The 18,360-nt window shown below is 52.4% G+C and carries 17 protein-coding genes, 1 tRNA gene and 1 pseudogene; 9 read left to right on the forward strand and 10 right to left on the reverse strand.

Features of this window, described 5'->3' with window-relative positions:
- Positions 1-30: 30 nt before the first annotated feature.
- Positions 31-135 carry a pyrBI operon leader peptide gene (locus tag ACLHV9_RS02690; RefSeq protein ID WP_022646880.1) on the reverse strand — a complete coding sequence of 35 codons (105 nt, stop codon included), beginning with the start codon at positions 133-135 and terminating at the stop codon, positions 31-33.
- Here ACLHV9_RS02690 and ACLHV9_RS02695 point away from each other — a divergent pair.
- Positions 115-232, forward strand: a pseudogene (locus ACLHV9_RS02695) (hypothetical protein). The gene ACLHV9_RS02690 and the pseudogene ACLHV9_RS02695 overlap by 21 nt on opposite strands.
- A 3-nt stretch (positions 233-235) precedes the next feature.
- Here ACLHV9_RS02695 and ACLHV9_RS02700 read toward each other — a convergent pair.
- The 5 genes from ACLHV9_RS02700 to arcA all read right to left on the reverse strand — a co-directional run bounded on the left by ACLHV9_RS02700 (position 236) and on the right by arcA (position 5,418).
- Positions 236-715 carry an arginine repressor gene (locus tag ACLHV9_RS02700; RefSeq protein ID WP_028016503.1) on the reverse strand — a complete coding sequence of 160 codons (480 nt, stop codon included), beginning with the start codon at positions 713-715 and terminating at the stop codon, positions 236-238.
- An 80-nt stretch (positions 716-795) separates the two neighbouring features.
- Positions 796-2,199 carry a YfcC family protein gene (locus ACLHV9_RS02705; RefSeq protein ID WP_129324112.1) on the reverse strand — a complete coding sequence of 468 codons (1,404 nt, stop codon included), beginning with the start codon at positions 2,197-2,199 and terminating at the stop codon, positions 796-798.
- A gap of 46 nt (positions 2,200-2,245) precedes the next feature.
- Positions 2,246-3,250 (reverse strand): ornithine carbamoyltransferase, encoded by a 1,005-nt coding sequence (gene argF, locus ACLHV9_RS02710; protein WP_028016505.1) that lies wholly within the window; start codon positions 3,248-3,250, stop codon positions 2,246-2,248.
- Between the two features lie 25 nt (positions 3,251-3,275).
- Entirely contained in the window at positions 3,276-4,187 is a 912-nt protein-coding gene (arcC, locus tag ACLHV9_RS02715; RefSeq protein ID WP_128348270.1) for a carbamate kinase, read from the reverse strand.
- Between the two features lie 10 nt (positions 4,188-4,197).
- Positions 4,198-5,418, reverse strand: a complete 1,221-nt coding sequence (gene arcA / locus ACLHV9_RS02720; RefSeq protein WP_008501384.1) for an arginine deiminase — start codon at positions 5,416-5,418, stop codon at positions 4,198-4,200.
- Between the two features lie 675 nt (positions 5,419-6,093).
- Between arcA and ACLHV9_RS02725 the strand changes: the two genes are divergently transcribed.
- Positions 6,094-6,546, forward strand: coding sequence for a YhcH/YjgK/YiaL family protein (locus ACLHV9_RS02725; protein ID WP_108089475.1), 453 nt, complete (start codon positions 6,094-6,096; stop codon positions 6,544-6,546).
- A gap of 95 nt (positions 6,547-6,641) precedes the next feature.
- Here ACLHV9_RS02725 and ACLHV9_RS02730 read toward each other — a convergent pair whose 3' ends face one another.
- From ACLHV9_RS02730 to argL, 4 genes are all read right to left on the reverse strand, one after another.
- Positions 6,642-7,094, reverse strand: coding sequence for a DUF3828 domain-containing protein (locus ACLHV9_RS02730; RefSeq protein ID WP_028016508.1), 453 nt, complete (start codon positions 7,092-7,094; stop codon positions 6,642-6,644).
- 1 nt (position 7,095) lies between these two features.
- Entirely contained in the window at positions 7,096-7,458 is a 363-nt protein-coding gene (locus tag ACLHV9_RS02735) for a hypothetical protein (protein ID WP_028016509.1), read from the reverse strand.
- Between the two features lie 261 nt (positions 7,459-7,719).
- Positions 7,720-8,724: an ornithine carbamoyltransferase gene (gene argF / locus ACLHV9_RS02740; RefSeq protein WP_407220143.1), complete on the reverse strand. Its 1,005-nt coding sequence runs from the start codon at positions 8,722-8,724 to the stop codon at positions 7,720-7,722.
- Positions 8,694-8,789, reverse strand: coding sequence for a putative translational regulatory protein ArgL (argL, locus tag ACLHV9_RS02745; protein ID WP_213014347.1), 96 nt, complete (start codon positions 8,787-8,789; stop codon positions 8,694-8,696). The genes argF (ACLHV9_RS02740) and argL overlap by 31 nt, the downstream gene beginning before the upstream one ends.
- Before the next feature lie 99 nt (positions 8,790-8,888).
- Here argL and rraB point away from each other — a divergent pair, with 99 nt between their 5' ends.
- From rraB to ACLHV9_RS02780, 7 genes are all read left to right on the forward strand, one after another.
- On the forward strand, positions 8,889-9,314 hold the full coding sequence (gene rraB / locus ACLHV9_RS02750; RefSeq protein WP_025759886.1) for a ribonuclease E inhibitor RraB: 426 nt from the start codon (positions 8,889-8,891) through the stop codon (positions 9,312-9,314).
- Between the two features lie 45 nt (positions 9,315-9,359).
- A complete protein-coding gene (miaE, locus tag ACLHV9_RS02755) occupies positions 9,360-10,118 on the forward strand; it encodes a tRNA isopentenyl-2-thiomethyl-A-37 hydroxylase MiaE (protein ID WP_134708457.1) in 759 nt (252 codons plus the stop codon).
- Between the two features lie 30 nt (positions 10,119-10,148).
- On the forward strand, positions 10,149-10,880 hold the full coding sequence (locus tag ACLHV9_RS02760; RefSeq protein WP_407220144.1) for a topoisomerase II: 732 nt from the start codon (positions 10,149-10,151) through the stop codon (positions 10,878-10,880).
- Positions 10,881-10,986: 106 nt separating this feature from the next.
- Positions 10,987-11,071, forward strand: a tRNA-Leu gene (locus ACLHV9_RS02765).
- A gap of 266 nt (positions 11,072-11,337) precedes the next feature.
- Positions 11,338-13,698 carry an N-6 DNA methylase gene (locus ACLHV9_RS02770; RefSeq protein ID WP_407220145.1) on the forward strand — a complete coding sequence of 787 codons (2,361 nt, stop codon included), beginning with the start codon at positions 11,338-11,340 and terminating at the stop codon, positions 13,696-13,698.
- The gene (locus ACLHV9_RS02775; protein ID WP_407220146.1) at positions 13,698-15,056 is read left to right on the forward strand and encodes a restriction endonuclease subunit S; all 1,359 of its coding nucleotides are present in this window, start codon (positions 13,698-13,700) and stop codon (positions 15,054-15,056) included. Before ACLHV9_RS02770 ends, ACLHV9_RS02775 begins: the two co-directional genes overlap by 1 nt.
- Complete coding sequence (locus ACLHV9_RS02780) at positions 15,053-18,301, forward strand: type I restriction endonuclease subunit R (RefSeq protein WP_407220147.1); 3,249 nt, start codon at positions 15,053-15,055, stop codon at positions 18,299-18,301. Before ACLHV9_RS02775 ends, ACLHV9_RS02780 begins: the two co-directional genes overlap by 4 nt.
- Positions 18,302-18,360 lie beyond the last annotated feature (59 nt).

Genomic DNA, 18,360 nt, shown 5'->3' on the forward strand with positions numbered 1-18,360 from the left:
TCTCCTGACGCCGGGCAAAAAAAAAGCCCCTCAAATGAGGGGCTCTGGGAATAGGTTTAGCAACGGGAAGAAAAACGGCAGGCCAGCGTCTGATTTCAGACGCGGTAAGACGTTATGTCGTACACGCTTGACCATGCTTCCTCCCGGCAAATTGTCGGGCATTATACGCACCCCGATTTTCGGATCAAGCGATTTAATGCACGCTTTACTCAATGCAAACGGTTCTTTGTGAATATTAATTCGTTCTGAGTAAATAATTAATTTGCTTATGCACCAGCGCGGTACGCTTCACCACCCGGGGAGCGACCCAGACGATACTGCTGCCAGCCACCACGCCTAAAATTTCCGGTAACTGGTGGTAATCCAGAATACGCGCCACCGCGCGGCCATATCCGGCGACAGTATGAATGAGGATAAACTCGCTATTGTGCTCCACGCTCACCACCATTTCAGAAACGGTACGCGCGGCATCGGGGGCAGGGCGCAGCTGGGGATTCAACGAATAAATCTTTAGCCCTTTGGCATTTCGAATTTTTATGACGCCGAGCAATTTCAGCAGACGCGAAACGGTCGACTGGCTGATGCTGTCAAACCCTCTCTCCTGCAGGTCGCGGCGAATTTCTTCCTGTGAAAGATAGCTCTTTTCGGCGATGAGACGCTGGCACACCGTTAGCTGCAGTTGTTCTTTGGGAGAGTACGCTTCGTAATCCATCATGTTTCCCATATTAGTTCCTGAAATAACCGGTGGCACTGCACCGATCCGTAAGCTGGATAAGCGCAGCGCCATCCGGCAAATCACAACAAGGCACCCAGGCTTAGCGCCACCATAATCACCACCGTCAGGATCGCCAGCAGCGGCGCAACCCATTTCAGGTAGCGCACGTAAGGCACACGGGCGATAGCCAGCCCGCCCATCACCACCGCTGAGGTTGGCGTGACCAGGTTAACGATGCCGGAGGCCGACTGGTAAGCCGTAACTACCAGGTCGCGGTTGACGTTAGCGAAATCGGCTAGCGGTGCCATGATCGGCATCGTCAGTACGGCCAGGCCGGATGAAGAAGGCACAAGAAACGACAGAACAACTTCCAGCCAGTACATCACGTTGATAAACGCCACCGTGGACAACCCGCTGACCAGACCTTCCGCGCTGTGCAAAATGGTGTGGGTAATCATGCCCTTATCCATGATGACTACGATACCGCGCGCAATGCCGATAATCAGCGCGACACCCAGCAAATCTCGCGCACCGTTGATAAAGGTTGAGGTAAGCTCCTCTTCACTCATACGGGCGATAAGTCCCACGATGATGGCGCTGGCGAGAAACACCGCCGAGATTTCTGCCATCCACCACCCCAGCACCGCCACGCCGTAGATCATCACCGCGAAGGCGAGGGCGAAGATCACCAGAATGATTTTGCGCACCGGGGTAAATTCCAGCGACTGTTCACCCTTGTTGCCGAGGAAATGGGCGCGGTTCTCTTCCTGTTTGTCTGCGACGATAGAGAGAGACGGATCCTGACGAACTTTACGGGCGTAGCGCATCACCCATGCCACGCAGATGATCCAGCCGATCACCAGCAGCGCCACGCGCAGGGCAATACCGTGGGTGAAGGGGATCCCGGCGGCGTTGGCGGCGATCACCGTGGCAAACGGGTTAATGGTGGAACCGAGCGTGCCGATCCCCGCCCCGAGCAGCACGGTAGAGGCGGCAACCACCGGATCAAAACGGGCGGCCAGCATGACGGGCACCAGCAAGGTATAGAAAGGCAGTGACTCTTCGGCCATGCCGTAGATCGTGCCGCCTGCGGCAAACAACGCCATCAGGATCGGGATCATCCACTCTTCGCGTCCGCGCAGGCGGGTCGTCACACGTTCGATCCCGGCGTCAATCGCCCCGGTTTTGGTGACGATCCCGAGAAATCCCCCGATGATCAGGATAAACAGCGCCACGTCGATCGCCCCGGCCTGACCGGAAACGGGATCGTACAGCCCGGCGATGGGGGCCATCAGGACGGAAACCAGCCCCTGCGGGTGCGCCGCCACGTGCGCGTACGTTCCGGCAATCGGGACTTCTTTGCCAAGGGTTTCATTCATCGCCATCTGGTACTGACCGGCCGGAACAACCCAGCTCAGCGCCGCCACAACGGCAATCAGAAAAAAGAGAATGGTGTAAGCGGAGGGAAACTTGAACTTGCCCATGATGTTCTCCTGAACCCGGCGCACCCCGTGGCGCGCCGGGCGGTGATTAGTCGCCGAGTGTCGCCACCATGACCGCTTTAATGGTGTGCATGCGGTTTTCTGCTTCGTCAAAGACGATAGAGTTCGGTGATTCAAAGACCTCTTCCGTGACCTCAAGCCCTTTCAGGCCGTAAGCCATCTCAATTTCACGGCCCACTTTGGTGTGCTCGTTGTGGAACGCCGGCAGGCAGTGCATGAACTTGACGTTCGGGTTGCCAGTGGCTTTCATCACCTGAGCGTTAATCTGGTAAGGCTTCATCAGACTGACGCGCTCGGCCCATGCCTCTTTCGGCTCGCCCATGGAGACCCACACGTCGGTGTAGAGGAAATCGGTCCCCTGAACGCCTTCTTCCACGTCGTCGGTGAGGGTGATGCGCGCGCCAGTCTCTTTGGCGATGGCGCGGCACTGCTCAACCAGCCCCGCCTCCGGCCAGAAAGATTTCGGTGCCACGAGGCGGATATCCATCCCCATCTTGGCCGCGCCAACCATCAGAGAGTTGCCCATGTTGTTCCGCGCGTCACCCAGATAGGCAAAGCTCAGCTCCGGCAGGGTTTTCCCTGGCGCATGCTCCAGCATGGTCATCAGGTCAGCGAGGATTTGGGTCGGGTGAAACTCGTCGGTCAGACCGTTCCACACCGGTACGCCAGCGTACTCGCCCAGCTCCTCGACAATCGCCTGGCCGTAGCCGCGATACTCAATGCCGTCGTACATGCGGCCCAGCACGCGGGCGGTGTCTTTCATCGACTCTTTATGGCCGATCTGCGATCCGCTTGGGCCGAGATAAGTGACCTGTGCGCCCTGGTCAAACGCGCCGACTTCAAAGGCACAGCGGGTGCGGGTGGAGGTTTTTTCAAAGATCAGGGCGATGTTTTTCCCGACCAGGGTTTGCTTTTCACGTCCGGCTTTTTTGGCGGCCTTGAGTTCGATGGCAAGGTCGATCAGGAACTGGATTTCTGCCGGGGTATAGTCCAGCAGTTTCAGGAAGTTGCGGTTTTTCAGGTTGATGGTCATGGGTAAATCCTTTTTGAAATTTGAATTAGTTGCGAATCAACGTGCCTTTCTCGCCCGCGAGGATCTCCGCGCCGTCAGCCAGCGCGCCGATCCCGGCAATCCCGTTGCAGGTTTCAACAAACTCGCGGCAGGCGGCCACTTTTGGTCCCATCGATCCGGCGTCGAACTGCATGCCTCTGAGCAGTTCCGGTGTTACCTGTGCCAGCGGACGCTGGGTCGGTTTGCCCCAGTCGAGATACACCGCGTCGGCATCGGTCAGGATCAGCAGGGCATCGGCTTCGATCTGGCGCGCCAGCAGCGCGGCAGAGAGGTCTTTGTCGATCACCGCCTCAATGCCGTGATAGCCGTTGGCGTTTTCCACCACCGGAACCCCGCCGCCGCCGTTGCAGATCACCAGGTGATCGCGCTGGATAAGCGCCGTAATCGCGTCGCTCTCGACGATGCGTTTGGGTTGTGGGGAGGGCACGACGCGGCGGAAGTAGCTGCCGTCGGCCTTAAACACCCAGCCTTTTTCCGCAGCCAGCGTTTTCGCCTGGGCTTCGCTGTAAACCGGACCGATATACTTGGTCGGGTTGCGGAACGCCGGGTCGGCGGCATCCACCTCTACCTGGGTGAGCAGCACGCTCACCTCGCGCTGGGGAAGATTGTTTTTCAGCGCCTGCTGGAGCATGTAGCCGATCATTCCCTGGCTTTCGGCGCCGAGAACATCCAGCGGGTAGGGCGTGACTTTGTCGTAGGCGCTGTTCTGCAATGCCAGCAGCCCGACCTGCGGGCCGTTGCCGTGAACCAGTACCACGCGCCACTGCTCCGTCAGCCCGGCGATGGTGCGGGCGGCCTGCTCGATGTTCTGGCGCTGGATCTCCGCTTCCAGCGGTTCGCCGCGTTTCAGTAACGCGTTACCGCCAAGCGCCACAACCAGAGTGGGTTTTCGTTCCATGATGACTCCTTTAAATTCCGTCACGTTCCAGTGGGCAGCTCATGCAGCGCGCGCCGCCGCGACCGCGTCCGAGTTCGTCACCTGGGATCGGCAGCACGGTTATGCCGGCTTTGTCGTATTTCTCGTTGGTCCAGACGTTGCGCTCGTAGCCAATCACCACGCCCGGGCGGATGGTCAGAACGTTATTGGCGTCGTTCCACTGCTCGCGCTCGGCCTCAAAGGCGTCGCCGCCAGTGGTGATCAGGCGCACCTGGTTAATGCCGAGGGCTTTTTCGATGGCGTGGAGCAGGTCGGTTTCCTGAGTACGCAGCAGACCGCCGCGTCCGTCCGGGGTGAGCGTCCAGCACTGGGCATCTTTGCGCACCACTTCCGGGTAGACGGAGAAGGTGTCCACGTCGATGTGGGTCATCACGGTGTCGAGGTGCATGCAGGAGCGGTGTTTTGGCAATTCAACGGCGATCACGCGCTCGGCCTGGCGGTGTTTGAACAGGCTATTAGCAAGGAATTCCACACCCTGTGGCGTTGTGCGCTCTGACATGCCGATTAATACCGCGCCGCGTCCAATCACTAATACATCGCCACCTTCTAATGTCGCGTGATCGTAATTAATATTCTCGTCGCCGAAATATTTAATAAAATCACCGTCAGCAAACGCAGGATGCCAGCGATATATGGCCCGCAGGTTATTGGTTTCACGCTGGCGAGCCGGTTTAGCCATTGGGTTAATGGACACGCCGTTATAAATCCAGCAGGAAGTGTCGCGAGTAAATAAATGGTTAGGCAGCGGCTTCATAATAAAATCATTCGCCGTGTGGGTATCCACCACCATATTTTTAATGGCTGCCGGAATTTCACCGTAGGTTAATCCGCCGCTTAACCGGCGCGCCAGTTCACGGTGCGGCATATCCGCCAGCCAGCCGCGCACATCACCTGCAAAGGTTGGCCCGAGGCGGTAGTCAGAGATTTGGGTTTCGAGAAGCCAGGCTTTTGCTTCTGCAATATCAAGCGTTTGAGTAAGAAGGTCGGTCAACAGCAGGACTTCCACACCCTGCTCGCGCAGTGTGTTTGCGAAAATATCGTGCTCTTCACCCGCCCGTTCAACCGAGAGCACATCATCGAAGAGTAATTCCTGACAGTTCGACGGCGTTAAACGTTTCAGACTTAAATTTGGACGGTGCAGCATAACGCTACGCAATTGACCAATTTCAGAACCGACATAATGCTTTTCCATAATTATTCCTTTAACTGTTTTTCAGAATAAAAAGGGCATGCGCCATGTGATGTGATTATTTCCATGGCGGCTAAGCTCAATTGATTTCGAGGTTCATACTAGGCGGTTAAATAATCCGTATTGTGATATTGCTCACGTGAAACCGGATATTAAGCGGTTTGTTTTCATTTGCATGATTCGCATCAGATAATGATGAATTGGATATAATTGCCGGGTGAATAGCTAAGCAGGATGCGCTGGTGTTATTTGGAGTTGTTATTATTTTGTGGAATTTAATCATTTGAAATATTTTGTTATCCTGTTGATTTTAAAAGAATAAAAATTATGAGAGGAATGACTATGCAGTATTAGTAATTAACTATTTTCAACTTAAGGAAAATCAATAAATAATTATGGGATTTAATAGCAAATTATCAAAATGATAAAGTGTGAGCCCGGAGAGAGTTTTGTTGTTAACGCCATACGATCAGTGAGTTAGCGATAGGGCGAGACCACGAAGATCTGAGGTTATGCATAACGACTGCATAAATGCCTGTGAGGGCTTAACAGCAAATTAACACATTTCCCGATAAACATGCGCTGGCGCAAAACCTGTCGTGAAAGCGGTGGTATGGCAGTGAGAATTCTCGTATAAAAGATTAAAGTGAAACGATGTTTTATATTGAGGGTTTGTTTATGATTATCGGCAATATCCACCATCTGCAATCCTGGCTCCCTGACGAATTGCGCCAGGCCATTGAGCACGTTAAAGCCCACGTCAACGACGCCACTCCGCTGGGCAAGCACGATATCGACGGCAACAACCTGTTTTATCTGGTCTCGGAAGACATGACCCAGCCGTTCGCCGAGCGCCGCGCCGAGTACCACGCACGTTATCTGGACATCCAGATCATTATGAAGGGGCAAGAAGGGATGACCTTCAGCACTCTGCCGCACGGTACACCGGACACAGACTGGCTGGCGGATAAAGACATCGCGTTTCTGCCGGAAGGTGAGCAGGAGAAAACGGTGGTGCTGAGCGAAGGGGATTTTGTGGTGTTCTGGCCGGGCGAAGTGCATAAACCGCTGTGCGCGGTGGGGGCACCTGCTAAGGTGCGTAAAGTCGTTGTGAAGATTCTGGTGGAGTAAGACCCTCACCCAGGGTTTTGTACGCCGGGTAAGCGCAGCGCCACCCGGCAAGAAGATCGTACCGAATCAGTATTATTGTCAGTACGTCGTTTGGCTCATTTCGTGGTAGCCAGATTTCTTGAAAAATCCGCATTTGAAACCGACTGTACCTTCCATAAGTTGTTTTCTTTAACCATGCAGTCTATGACTACGTGGTCCTGCTTTTTACCGAATGCAATGTATACGTTGACACAGACTGGATCGGTATCCCCAGCTATGGCTGTTACATTCTGCGGCCAGTCATCGCCGACGTATTGCGCTTTTAAAAATATATCTGCCTCGTAAAACTCTTCGTCTGCATAGCGAGGATCCTGCGCGTGACGGAGTTTTTTCATTGTTGATGCTGTGACATATTTATCTATTTCGTTTCCATCAGTGATCGGAAATGCATCTTTGTTGATTTGATTAACGTACCAGCTGTTAAATTTAACCGCACGCTCAATCGGATCAGAATGACCAGCCATCGCAGAGAAAGAAAATATGAAGAGAAGCGGTAAGATATTTTTCATATCAGTAGTGCCTGTAAAGGGTGATTTTTGGCTGTATCTTCCGATATGTCGGACCGGGATAAAGGCTGTTCTGTTTAAAGTCTGAATACCAGGTACCCGATCCGTCGTAGATACATGCATGCCCGTTCTGATGCGCACCAGGTAATGCGTCAATGACTGCAACATCACCTTCAATAGGGGTGCCGTACACCTTACTGAATCCTGCCTTCTCAAGTGATCGCCAGAAGTTTTTTGCATCAGCGCCATCAATCTTCAATCCTCCGGCACGGATAGCAGCAGCAACGGCGCGAGCGCAGTAACCGGTACTTTTATGATGTGAGTGGCTGCGGGCATATGACACAGCTTCGTGCTTATTCCATGACATAAATAATCCTTATTAACGAAATGCAGCAATAAGGAAATATTACGCCTTTAATATACAATGTTTTGTAATAGATAATGAGTTAATATTAACCATTATCTATCCAATAAATAATGGCTAATAAAATCATAAATACATATTATGGTTGATGTGTATCTCTGGGAAGTGTCAGGAAAATGAATTTTTTATGCCAATTGGCCGGAAATGATTATCTGCTGAAAATTAATTCAGCAGATAATCACCATTTCAATGTGGGAGAGAGGATCACTCCCCAAGCGTCGCCACCATCACCGCCTTAATCGTATGCATCCGGTTTTCCGCCTGGTCGAACACGATGCTCGCCGACGACTCAAACACCTCGTCCGTCACTTCCATCCCGCCGTGCAGATCGAACTCTTTCGCCATCTGCTTGCCGAGGGTAGTCTGGTCGTCATGAAACGCCGGCAGACAGTGCAGGAACTTCACGTTCGGGTTGCCGGTCAGCGCCATCATCTGCGCGTTCACCTGATACCCGCGCAGCAACGCAATCCGCTCCGCCCACTTCTCTTTGGCTTCGCCCATCGACACCCAGACGTCGGTGTAGATGAAGTCCGCGCCTTTCACGCCTGCCGCCACATCTTCCGTCAGGGTGATTTTCCCGCCGTTCTTCGCGGCCAACGCGCTGCACTCCGCCACCAGGCTCTCTTCCGGCCAGCAGGCTTTCGGAGCGACCAGACGCAGATCCAGCCCGGTCAGCGCTGCGGCTTCGAGCATCGAGTTGCCCATGTTGTTGCGCGCATCGCCTGCATAAACCAGCGTCATCTCGTTAAACGCTTTGCCCGGCAGGTGCTCCTGCATGGTCAGCAGGTCCGCCAGCAGCTGCGTTGGGTGGAACTCGTTGGTCAGCCCGTTCCACACCGGCACGCCCGCATACTGTGCCAGGGTTTCAACCACTTCCTGACCGTGACCACGATACTGAATGCCGTCGTACATCCGTCCGAGCACGCGTGCGGTATCTTTAATTGATTCTTTATGCCCAATCTGGCTGCCGCTCGGCCCTAAATACGTGACGCGCGCGCCCTGGTCAAATGCGGCAACTTCGAAAGAGCATCGTGTACGGGTTGAGTCTTTTTCGAAGATGAGCGCGATGTTTTTACCGGTAAGCTTTTGTACTTCCTTGCCATTTTTTTTATCGGCTTTGAGTTGTGCGGCAAGAGTCAGCAGAGAAGTGAACTGTGCAGGGGTAAAGTCGAGCAATTTCAGAAAGTGTTTCTTGTACAAATCAGACATTTTATCCTCACATGGCGAACGCCACTTATTGAATTAAAATTCACTTTATATGTGTAATTATTCATTTGCAACCCCGTTTAACAAATCTTTCTCACAAAGGTGGAGGCAAACACGTCCGTGTGTGAAAATAGAAGTATCTGCCGCACTTTAAAGAGGATTGAGCCATGGCAAACCCGGAACACCTGGAAGAGCAACGCGAAGAGACGCGTCTGATTATTGAAGAGCTGCTGGAAGACGGTAGCGATCCGGACGCGCTGTACACCATCGAGCACCATTTCTCTGCGGATGATTTCGACGCGCTGGAAAAAATGGCGGTGGAAGCCTTCAAACTGGGTTACGAAGTGACCGAGCCGGAAGAGCTGGAAGTGGAAGAGGGCGACACCGTCATCTGCTGCGACATCCTGAGCGAAGGCGCGCTGAAGGCGGAGCTGATCGACGCGCAGGTTGAACAGCTGATGAACCTGGCCGAGAAGTTCGACGTGGAATACGACGGCTGGGGAACCTACTTCGAAGATCCGAACGGTGAAGACGGCGAAGAAGGCGACGACGAAGATTATATCGACGAAGACGACGACGGCGTGCGTCACTAATAGCGTTCAAGCGGCAGTGCATGCTGCCGCTTTCAAGGTTTAAACATGGATTACCCGCAGATACTCGCCCCCGTACTCAACTTCCTCCAGTGCCCGACCCCGCAAGCATGGATTGATCAAGCCCGCGACCCGGCGAACCTGCCGCTGCTGCTCACCGACCACATGGTGTGCGAGCTCAAGGCCGCCCAGACCGCGCTGCTGCTGGTGCGTAAATACGTCGCCGACGAAAGCGGTGCCGACGCGCTGCTCGACTGGCTCAAACCCTACGAACAATTCACCTTCCGCGACGGCCCGGAGCCGGACTTCATCGCCCTGCACAAGCAGATTGGCAAAAGCGTGATGCCCAAAACTGACGACCCGTGGGGCCAGGCGCTTATCGACAGCATGGTGTTGCTGATTAAAGAAGAGCTGCACCACTTCTGGCAGGTGCGCGAGGCGATGCTGGCACGCGACATTCCGTACGTCAAAATTACCGCCAGCCGCTACGCCAAAGGAATGCTGAAAGAAGTACGCACTCACGAACCGCTGACGCTGATCGACAAGCTTATCTGCGGCGCGTACATCGAAGCCCGCTCCTGCGAGCGCTTCGCCGCGCTGGCCCCGTTCCTCGACGATGATTTGCAGAAGTTCTACCTCTCGCTGCTGCGCTCGGAAGCGCGCCATTATCAGGACTACCTGACGCTGGCCCAGCAGGTGAGCGATAACGATATCTCACCGCGTATAAAGCTTTTTGGCGAAATTGAAGCCACACTTATCTCGACACCGGACAACGAGTTTCGCTTCCACAGTGGCGTGCCGGTGTAAACCGGCATAGCTAAAGGATAAGGATGCGAGATGAATAAAACGTGGACCCGTATTGTCATTGTCATCATCGCGGCCGCCGCCGTGGCGTTCTGGGTGTACTTCGACAAACAGCGTATGCAGCGCACCCCCGAACAGCAGCTTGATACCACCCTCAACACGATGCCCGCCTGGCAGGTCATCAAAGAACAAGAACCCGCGTTCCAGAAACGCATTCGCGAGCAGATCCTCACCATGCAGAAAGCGGGCGAGTCTGAACAGCACATTATCGACGTCATCCAGCCGCAGATTTTGACCCTGCAGATGTCACGCCTGCAGCATGCCCCGGACGCCAACGTGGTGGAATATATGAAGGTCAACATGGAGCAGACTGCCGCAATCCAAAAGGTGAGCGACGACGCCTGTTTCCGCTTCCTGTACCCGGCAGTGAAAGGCGGCGTCAACCCGATGCGCGTGCTGGACCAACAGATGATGGCCCGCCGTATGCAGGCCGACGCCGATATGATGCGCGCAGCCTACGGCAAAAACAGCCACACCGTGACCCCGGCCGAACGTGAGGCGGCTGTTGAGGATGTGCGACCGATTATGAAGGAACTTGCCGATAAGTACGGCGAGGACATCCAACTGCTGGAGATGCCGGATAAGGCGGTGGGCAAAGAGAAGCTCTCCTGCGATATGGTGCAGGAGATGTGGGCGAAGGTGCTGGCGCTGCCGGAGCAGAAGGCGGCGAGGGTGATTCGGCTGGCGGTTTCCGAGCTGGATTGATGAAGGGCGCTGGTTTTTTGGGCACTTAGCGCGGGTTTAGCGCGTCGCCGCTTGCATGGCGGCGCGTGACAGGTATAATCCACAACGTTTCCGCATCCCCTTCAGTGCCGAAGTGGCGAAATCGGTAGACGCAGTTGATTCAAAATCAACCGTAGAAATACGTGCCGGTTCGAGTCCGGCCTTCGGCACCAACAGATGTAAATCAAAGTCGCTTAAGGGCGGCTTTTTTTGTGTCTGAAATCCCCTATCCACCCAATTATTTTCCTTTATGAACAGCAAGCAGATTCCACATTACTCACTCTGCTGATAATTAGTTATTCAATATCATTGTTCATTTCTTTGCCCTGTATCGTTTGCGATAGCCTTTATAGCGGGTATGATTTTGCGCACTGGATTCCAAAAATGAATATTTGCCTGTGCACATTTGCATTATGGCTGCGATCTCCCCGAGGGTTTCATGACTAACACTAACTTTTCCCAAACGGCTGCGTTTATCTGGTCGGTGGCCGATCTGCTGCGCGGTGATTTCAAACAGTCTCAGTACGGGCGCGTGATCCTTCCCTTTACGCTGCTGCGCCGTCTTGAATGTGTATTGGCAGAGACTAAAGACGCGGTTGTGGCGAAATATGATGAATTAAAAACGAGCCCACTGCCGGAAGATGCCAAAGAGAAGTTTCTGCTGCGCGCCAGCGGGCTCTCCTTCTTCAATACCTCGAAGATGGATCTGGGGAAGATGGGGCAGAACGACATCAAAGCCAACCTGGAAAGCTACGTACAGGCGTTCTCCCCGGACGCGCGTGAAATCTTCGAGCACTTCAAATTCAGCGAGTTTGTCGGCCTGCTGGAGGATGCCAACCTGCTGTTTAAAGTGGTGAAGAAATTTGCCACCACCGATCTCAGCCCGAAAGCCATTTCCAACTATGAAATGGGCCTGGTGTTTGAAGAGCTTATCCGTCGTTTCGCGGAAAGCTCTAACGAGACTGCCGGTGAGCACTTTACCCCACGCGATATCGTGCGCCTGACCACCTCGCTGGTGTTTATGGAAGATGATGAAGCCCTGACGCAGCCCGGTATCATCCGCACCATTTATGACCCGACGGCCGGGACCGGCGGCTTCCTCTCTTCAGGCATGGAATATGTGCACGAACTGAACCCTAACGCGGTCATGCGAGCCTTTGGCCAGGAGCTGAACCCAGAGTCTTACGCTATCTGTAAAGCCGATATGCTGATCAAAGGTCAGGACGTCAGCCGCATTAAGCTGGGTAACACCCTCTCTAACGACCAGTTACCGCAGGACCAGTTCGACTACATGCTCTCTAACCCGCCGTTTGGCGTGGACTGGAAGAAGATCGAGGGCGAGATTAACGACGAACATACGCAGAAAGGTTTTAACGGTCGATTTGGCCCGGGCCTGCCGCGTGTTTCCGACGGCTCACTGCTGTTCCTGATGCACCTGATTAGCAAAATGCGCGACAACCACAATGTGGATGGCTCCGTAAGCAACGGCGGGCGTATCGGGATTATCCTTAATGGTTCACCGCTATTTACCGGTGGTGCGGGCAGCGGCGAGAGTGAAATCCGTCGCTACATTCTGGAAGCCGATTTGCTGGAAGGCATTGTCGCACTGCCAACGGACATGTTCTACAACACCGGCATTGCCACCTACGTCTGGATCCTCTCCAACAAGAAAGCGCCTGAGCGTAAAGGAAAAGTACAGCTGATTGATGGCACCAACCTGTGCGGCAAAATGCGTAAATCACTGGGTTCCAAGCGTAACCTGATGGGCGATGACGACATTAAACTGATCACGCAGACCTTTGGCGATTTTGAGGTGGTGGATGTCACAACCCTGGAAGAACTGGGTCTGGAAAAAGCCGCCGAGCAAAAATCCAACCGTGGCCGTCAGCCAGCAACGGCCAAAACCGAAGCGCCGAAAACCTTCGCCAGCAAAATCTTTAACAGTACCGACTTTGGCTATCGCCGCCTGACTATTGAGCGCCCACTGCGTTTATCCGCTCAGATCACGGATGAGGCGATTGCAACTCTGCGTTTTGCACCGAAACCGTTTAACGCGCCGATGGAGCGCCTGTATGAAGAGTTCGCAGCCCAATGGCAGGAGGAGACCTATGGTGATTTCTCTGAGCTGGAAGCAGAAGCGCGCGCCATCATCAAAGCTGAATTTGCCGAACTGAAAGAGAAGCAGATTAAAGACCTGCTCGACAGCAAACTGTGGCTGGCGCAGCGTGAGTTAATGGAAAAAACGCAGCAGATTCAGACGGCTCTGGGTACGCAGACTGGTGGCAAAACGCGGGTAAGCAATGACTTCAACCAGTTCCAGCTGACCCTGAAAGGGGCCATCAAAACGGCTGGAGTGAAGCTGGACGCCAAAGAGAACAAACAGTTTATCGATGCCATCACCACAAAAAACCCGGATGCCGAGCCGGTGGTGAAGAAGGCGCTGAAAGAAGCCGCTCAGCCGCTGTACGGTGCATTTGAATACAAAGGTAAGGTTGTTGAGTTTGAGCAGGACGGCGAGCTGCGCGATAACGAAAACGTGCCACTGAACCCTGCATTGTCCACCAGCGACCTGATTGAAAACTATTTCAAAGCAGAAGTACTACCGCACGTGAATGACGCGTGGATCAACGCCGATAAGCGTGATGCGAAAGATGGCGAGGTGGGGATTGTTGGCTATGAGATTCCGTTTAACCGCCATTTCTATGTCTATCAGCCACCGCGCCCGTTAGAAGAGATTGATGCCGATCTGGATACGGTCAGCGCCGAGATTATGAAGCTGTTGCAGGAGGTACATTCCTGATGGCTAAGTATAAGGCGTATCCGGAGTATAAGGATTCTGGGGTTGAGTGGTTGGGGGATATTCCCACCCATTGGGATTGCACAGCATTAAAACGCTTATGTTCACTTATCACAGGCTTAACTCCCCCAACTCAGAACGAAGATAACTATGCGGATGAAGGATATCCTTGGGTTAGGCCTGAAGATTTAAATGAAAGTGGATTTGGGACACATGCCTCTAAATATGTTAGCGACATCGGTTGGAAATTGCTGAGGCATATTAAACCTAATTCGACACTGATTTGTTGTATAGGAACAATAGGGAAATGTGGCTATGTAAAGGAAACTGTTTCAACTAACCAGCAACTTACCGCCGCTACTTTCCGTGATTGTGAACGATTCAATTATTATCTTTTGCAGGCTGCCAGAGCACAGCTTGAAGAGTTAGCTACTGGAAATGTTTTAAAAATCTTGAACTCCGAACGACTTGGAGCATTAAATGTTGTAAAAGTGAATCGTAAGGAAGCGAATACCATAGCAGAGTTCCTCGATCACGAAACCACAAAAATCGATGATCTGATCGAGAAGCAACAGCAACTGATTGAACTACTGAAAGAAAAATGTCAGGCAGTGATTATTCATGCCGTCACCAAAGGGCTAAACCCTGATGTGACGATGAAAGATTCTGGTGTTGAGTGGTTAGGGGAATTGCCGGAGCATTGGGAACTCGTACCACTTAAATATTTGTGCAGTTTTAGTGGGGGTGGGACTCCAACAAAAGATAACTTATCTTATTGGCAGGGGGGGACTGTTCCATGGGTTTCGCCGAAAGATATGAAGTATTTTTGGATTTCAGAAACTCAAGATTATGTTACACCAAAAGCAGTAAGTGAATCCTCAACAAACTATGTTGAAGAAGGTTCATTGCTCATGGTAGTTCGTTCTGGAATTCTTCAGCGAAATATTCCTGTGGCTATAAATATCGTAAAGGTTACGATGAATCAGGATATGAAAGCGTTAAGGTTTAATGAAAGAATGAAGGCCCTTTATGCCGCGTATTTTATCAACGGGAATGTCAATTCTTTGTTGTTGGAATGGACAAAAGAAGGGGCTACTGTCGAAAGCATTGAGCATGAGTATCTTGCAAATGGATTGATCCCTGTCCCACCGATAGATGAGCAACATTCGATAATTAAGAGCATCTCAGACCAAATGATACGCTTTGAGTTATTGGAAGAAAAAGCATTAACAGGTATCCGACTTCTCCAGGAACGCCGCACAGCCCTAATCTCAGCCGCCGTCACCGGAAAAATTGACGTCCGTGATTGGGTCGCCCCTGAGACGCAGGATATTGAGGAGACACAGGAGGCTACCGCATGAGCATGGACAGCACCAAAGAGCTGATTTTTCAGAATGAGATGATTGCTCAGATGGAAGCAAGAGGTTGGATTTGTGGCAAAACGGACGGCTACGATCGCGAACGTGCGTTGTACTCGCAGGATGCGCTGACCTTTGTGCAGACCACACAGCCGCAGGAGTGGGAGAAGTTTGCCAAAATTTACCCTACCGATACCGAGCGTCATTTTCTTGATGCGCTGGTGGCGCAGCTGAAAAAAGCGGATATCAACGCCACTGATGTTTTGTCTCGCACCTACGGCACGCTCGGCGTGCTGCGTCACGGCATCAAAAGCCATAATGCGCGTTTTTCGCTGTGCCAGTTTAAGCCGGAACATAATCTCAATCCGGAAACCCTTACGCGCTATAAACAAAATATCTGTCGCATCGTGCCTGAACTGGTTTACAGCCCGCATGCGTCGAACGCCGCGTTTGAAGAAACGGGCGTGAAGGCGAAGAAATGGCGTATCGACCTGGTATTGTTCGTCAATGGTCTGCCGATTGCGACTCTGGAGCTGAAGTCCGAATTTAAGCAGACGGTGCAAAACGCCATTACGCAATATATGAAAACGCGTTTGCCGAAGGACCCAGGCACTAATAAACCTGAGCCGCTGCTGACCTTTAAACGCGGCGCGTTGGTGCACTTTGCCGTCAGCCAGTACGAAGTGTTTATGGCGACCAAACTCGATGGCGATAAAACCTTCTTCCTGCCGTTTAACAAAGGCACCCATGATGGCGGTGCGGGGAATGATATCCCGGAAGATGCCAATGACTACGCCACCAGCTACCTGTGGAATGAGGTGCTGCTGCCAGACAATCTGCTGAAAATTCTCGCCAGTTTTGTGCATCTGCAAATCGTCGAAAAAGAAAACGCCGTTGGCCTGAAGTACAAGAGCGAGAGCCTGATTTTCCCGCGTTATCACCAGTGGGATGTGGTCAACAAACTGATCGTCGCCGCCACGGTGGAAGGCACCGGCAATAAATACCTGATTCAGCACAGTGCGGGGTCGGGAAAATCGAACTCTATCGCCTGGACGGCTCACCAGCTTTCCCGCCTGTACGACGAAAATGGCGAGAAGCAGTTCCACTCGGTGATTGTGGTGACGGACCGCACCGTGCTGGACGATCAGCTGCAGGACACCATCTATCAGTTTGAGCATCAGGATGGCGTGGTCGGGCGTATCAATAATAAAGAGGGTGATGGTTCTAAATCGGAGAAGCTGGCGAGCGCGCTGGAAAACTCGCAGCCGATTATTATCGTCACCATTCAGACCTTCCCGTTTGTCCTGAAGGCGATTGAAAACAGCGTCAGCCTCAAGCAGCGTAAATACGCGGTGATTGCCGATGAAGCGCACTCCTCGCAGAGCGGTTCTACGGCGCGTCAGCTGAAAGAAGTGCTGATGACTGAAGAAACGGATGATGATGTGGAGATGTCTTCAGAAGATATTCTGGATGCCACCGTCGCCGCGCGTAAAGGCAGCAACAACCTCAACTATTACGCCTTCACCGCCACGCCGAAAGCCAAAACCCTGGAGCTGTTTGGCCGTCGCCCGAATCCGCAGGAACCAGCGTCAAAAACCAATAAGCCGGAAGCGTTCCACGTTTACTCTATGCGCCAGGCCATCGAAGAGGGCTTTATTCTTGATGTGCTGAAGAACTACACCAACTACAAAGTGGCGTACAAGCTGCTGCAAAAGCTGGACGATCCTGATCGGGAAGTGGACAGTAAGAAAGCGAAGATCAAACTGAACCAGTGGGTCTCGCTGCACGATCATAACGTGTCGCAGAAAGTGAAGGTGATTGTTGAGCACTTCCGTAAGCATGTGATGCACTTATTGGCTGGCCAGGCGAAAGCGATGGTGGTGACCAGTTCGCGTAAAGCGGCGGTGCGTTACAAGCTGGCGTTCGATAAATACATCGCCGAGCAGAAGTACGACAAGATCAGCGCCATGGTGGCGTTCTCCGGGGAGGTGGAATTCCATGAAGATGACCACAACAGCCTTGCGCTGCTCAATCAAAAGTTCACCGAGATCAATATGAACCCAGGCCTGAAAGGCCGGGATATGCGCAAAGCGTTTGATACCGACGACTACCAGGTGATGCTGGTGGCCAACAAATTCCAGACCGGTTTTGATCAGCCTAAGCTCTGCGCTATGTATGTGGATAAAAAGCTGGGCGGCGTGGAGTGTGTGCAGACTCTGTCGCGCCTGAACCGTACCTATCCAGGGAAGGCGCAGTCCGGCACGTTTGTGCTCGATTTCTACAACGAGCCCGACGAGATTCTGGGAGCTTTCCAGCCGTACTACCAGACAGCAGAACTGACGGATGTCAGCGACCCGCAGCTCGTCTTTGAACTGTTTGAAAAGCTGCGTACCAGCGGTATTTTCCTGTGGAACGAAGTGGAGCAGTTCTGTGAGGCGTTCTTCAGTAAAAACAAATCCAACGCGGCCATTAGCAATATCTGCAAACCTGCAGTAGAGCGCTGGAAGCATCGTTACACCTCAGCGATTGATTCCTATGTGCTGGCCAAAGAGATGTTTGAACGCACTAAAAAAACCGGCGATGTTGTGCTGATAACCAATGCGGAATACACCTTTAAGGACTGCGAGAAAGAAAAAAGTAAGCTGGATATCTTCAAGAAAGATCTCGGCAGCTTTGTCCGCTTTTACGAGTTTATGTCGCAAATCGTCGATTATGACGACAAGAATCTTGAAAAGCTGAGTCTCTTTGCTCGTCATTTGCGTCCGTTACTGCATGAACAGCGTATTGAAGAAGGTGAAATTAATTTAAGCAACGTGGAGATGAGCCATTACCGCCTGTCAAAACTCCACGAACAGCACCTGAAGCTGCAAGAGGATGCTGAAGAATACAAAATCAAACCGGGTAATGATGTCGGAACGGCGAAACCAAAGGACAAGAAAGAGGAGTTTCTTTCAAATATCCTGGCTCGTCTGAACGAGCTTTTTGTCACCGATAATCTGACCGATAAAGACATGATCAATTATGCCTTTGCGGTGCGCGACAAGCTGTCAGAAAACCAGGCGGTGATGACCCAGATCGCGAACAATACGCGCGAACAGGCGATGTTGGGGGATTTCCCGAAGGCGATTGATGACGCTGTTATGGACAGCAATGAAGCCCAGCAGGAGATGATGGTGCAATACCTTTCTAATCCTGAACTGGCGAAGGGCTTTGCCCGCGTGGTGTTTGATATGTTGAAAGGGGCTTAAGGTTTCACTATCAGCCATAATAAGGGATGTTTTGTCAGACGTAAAAAATGACATTTCAT

Origin of the sequence: Enterobacter sp. CPE_E890 (assembly GCF_046521475.1) — a bacterium.
Classification (GTDB): Bacteria; Pseudomonadota; Gammaproteobacteria; order Enterobacterales; family Enterobacteriaceae; genus Enterobacter; species Enterobacter adelaidei.

Coding starts and splice junctions, on each gene's coding strand:
- ACLHV9_RS02690 (WP_022646880.1), bottom strand. CDS start 135: ATGGTCAAGCGTGTACGACATAACGTCTTACCGCGTCTGAAATCAGAC.
- ACLHV9_RS02700 (WP_028016503.1), bottom strand. CDS start 715: ATGATGGATTACGAAGCGTACTCTCCCAAAGAACAACTGCAGCTAACG.
- ACLHV9_RS02705 (WP_129324112.1), bottom strand. CDS start 2,199: ATGGGCAAGTTCAAGTTTCCCTCCGCTTACACCATTCTCTTTTTTCTG.
- argF (WP_028016505.1), bottom strand. CDS start 3,250: ATGACCATCAACCTGAAAAACCGCAACTTCCTGAAACTGCTGGACTAT.
- arcC (WP_128348270.1), bottom strand. CDS start 4,187: ATGGAACGAAAACCCACTCTGGTTGTGGCGCTTGGCGGTAACGCGTTA.
- arcA (WP_008501384.1), bottom strand. CDS start 5,418: ATGGAAAAGCATTATGTCGGTTCTGAAATTGGTCAATTGCGTAGCGTT.
- ACLHV9_RS02725 (WP_108089475.1), top strand. CDS start 6,094: ATGATTATCGGCAATATCCACCATCTGCAATCCTGGCTCCCTGACGAA.
- ACLHV9_RS02730 (WP_028016508.1), bottom strand. CDS start 7,094: ATGAAAAATATCTTACCGCTTCTCTTCATATTTTCTTTCTCTGCGATG.
- ACLHV9_RS02735 (WP_028016509.1), bottom strand. CDS start 7,458: ATGTCATGGAATAAGCACGAAGCTGTGTCATATGCCCGCAGCCACTCA.
- argF (WP_407220143.1), bottom strand. CDS start 8,724: ATGTCTGATTTGTACAAGAAACACTTTCTGAAATTGCTCGACTTTACC.
- argL (WP_213014347.1), bottom strand. CDS start 8,789: ATGAATAATTACACATATAAAGTGAATTTTAATTCAATAAGTGGCGTT.
- rraB (WP_025759886.1), top strand. CDS start 8,889: ATGGCAAACCCGGAACACCTGGAAGAGCAACGCGAAGAGACGCGTCTG.
- miaE (WP_134708457.1), top strand. CDS start 9,360: ATGGATTACCCGCAGATACTCGCCCCCGTACTCAACTTCCTCCAGTGC.
- ACLHV9_RS02760 (WP_407220144.1), top strand. CDS start 10,149: ATGAATAAAACGTGGACCCGTATTGTCATTGTCATCATCGCGGCCGCC.
- ACLHV9_RS02770 (WP_407220145.1), top strand. CDS start 11,338: ATGACTAACACTAACTTTTCCCAAACGGCTGCGTTTATCTGGTCGGTG.
- ACLHV9_RS02775 (WP_407220146.1), top strand. CDS start 13,698: ATGGCTAAGTATAAGGCGTATCCGGAGTATAAGGATTCTGGGGTTGAG.
- ACLHV9_RS02780 (WP_407220147.1), top strand. CDS start 15,053: ATGAGCATGGACAGCACCAAAGAGCTGATTTTTCAGAATGAGATGATT.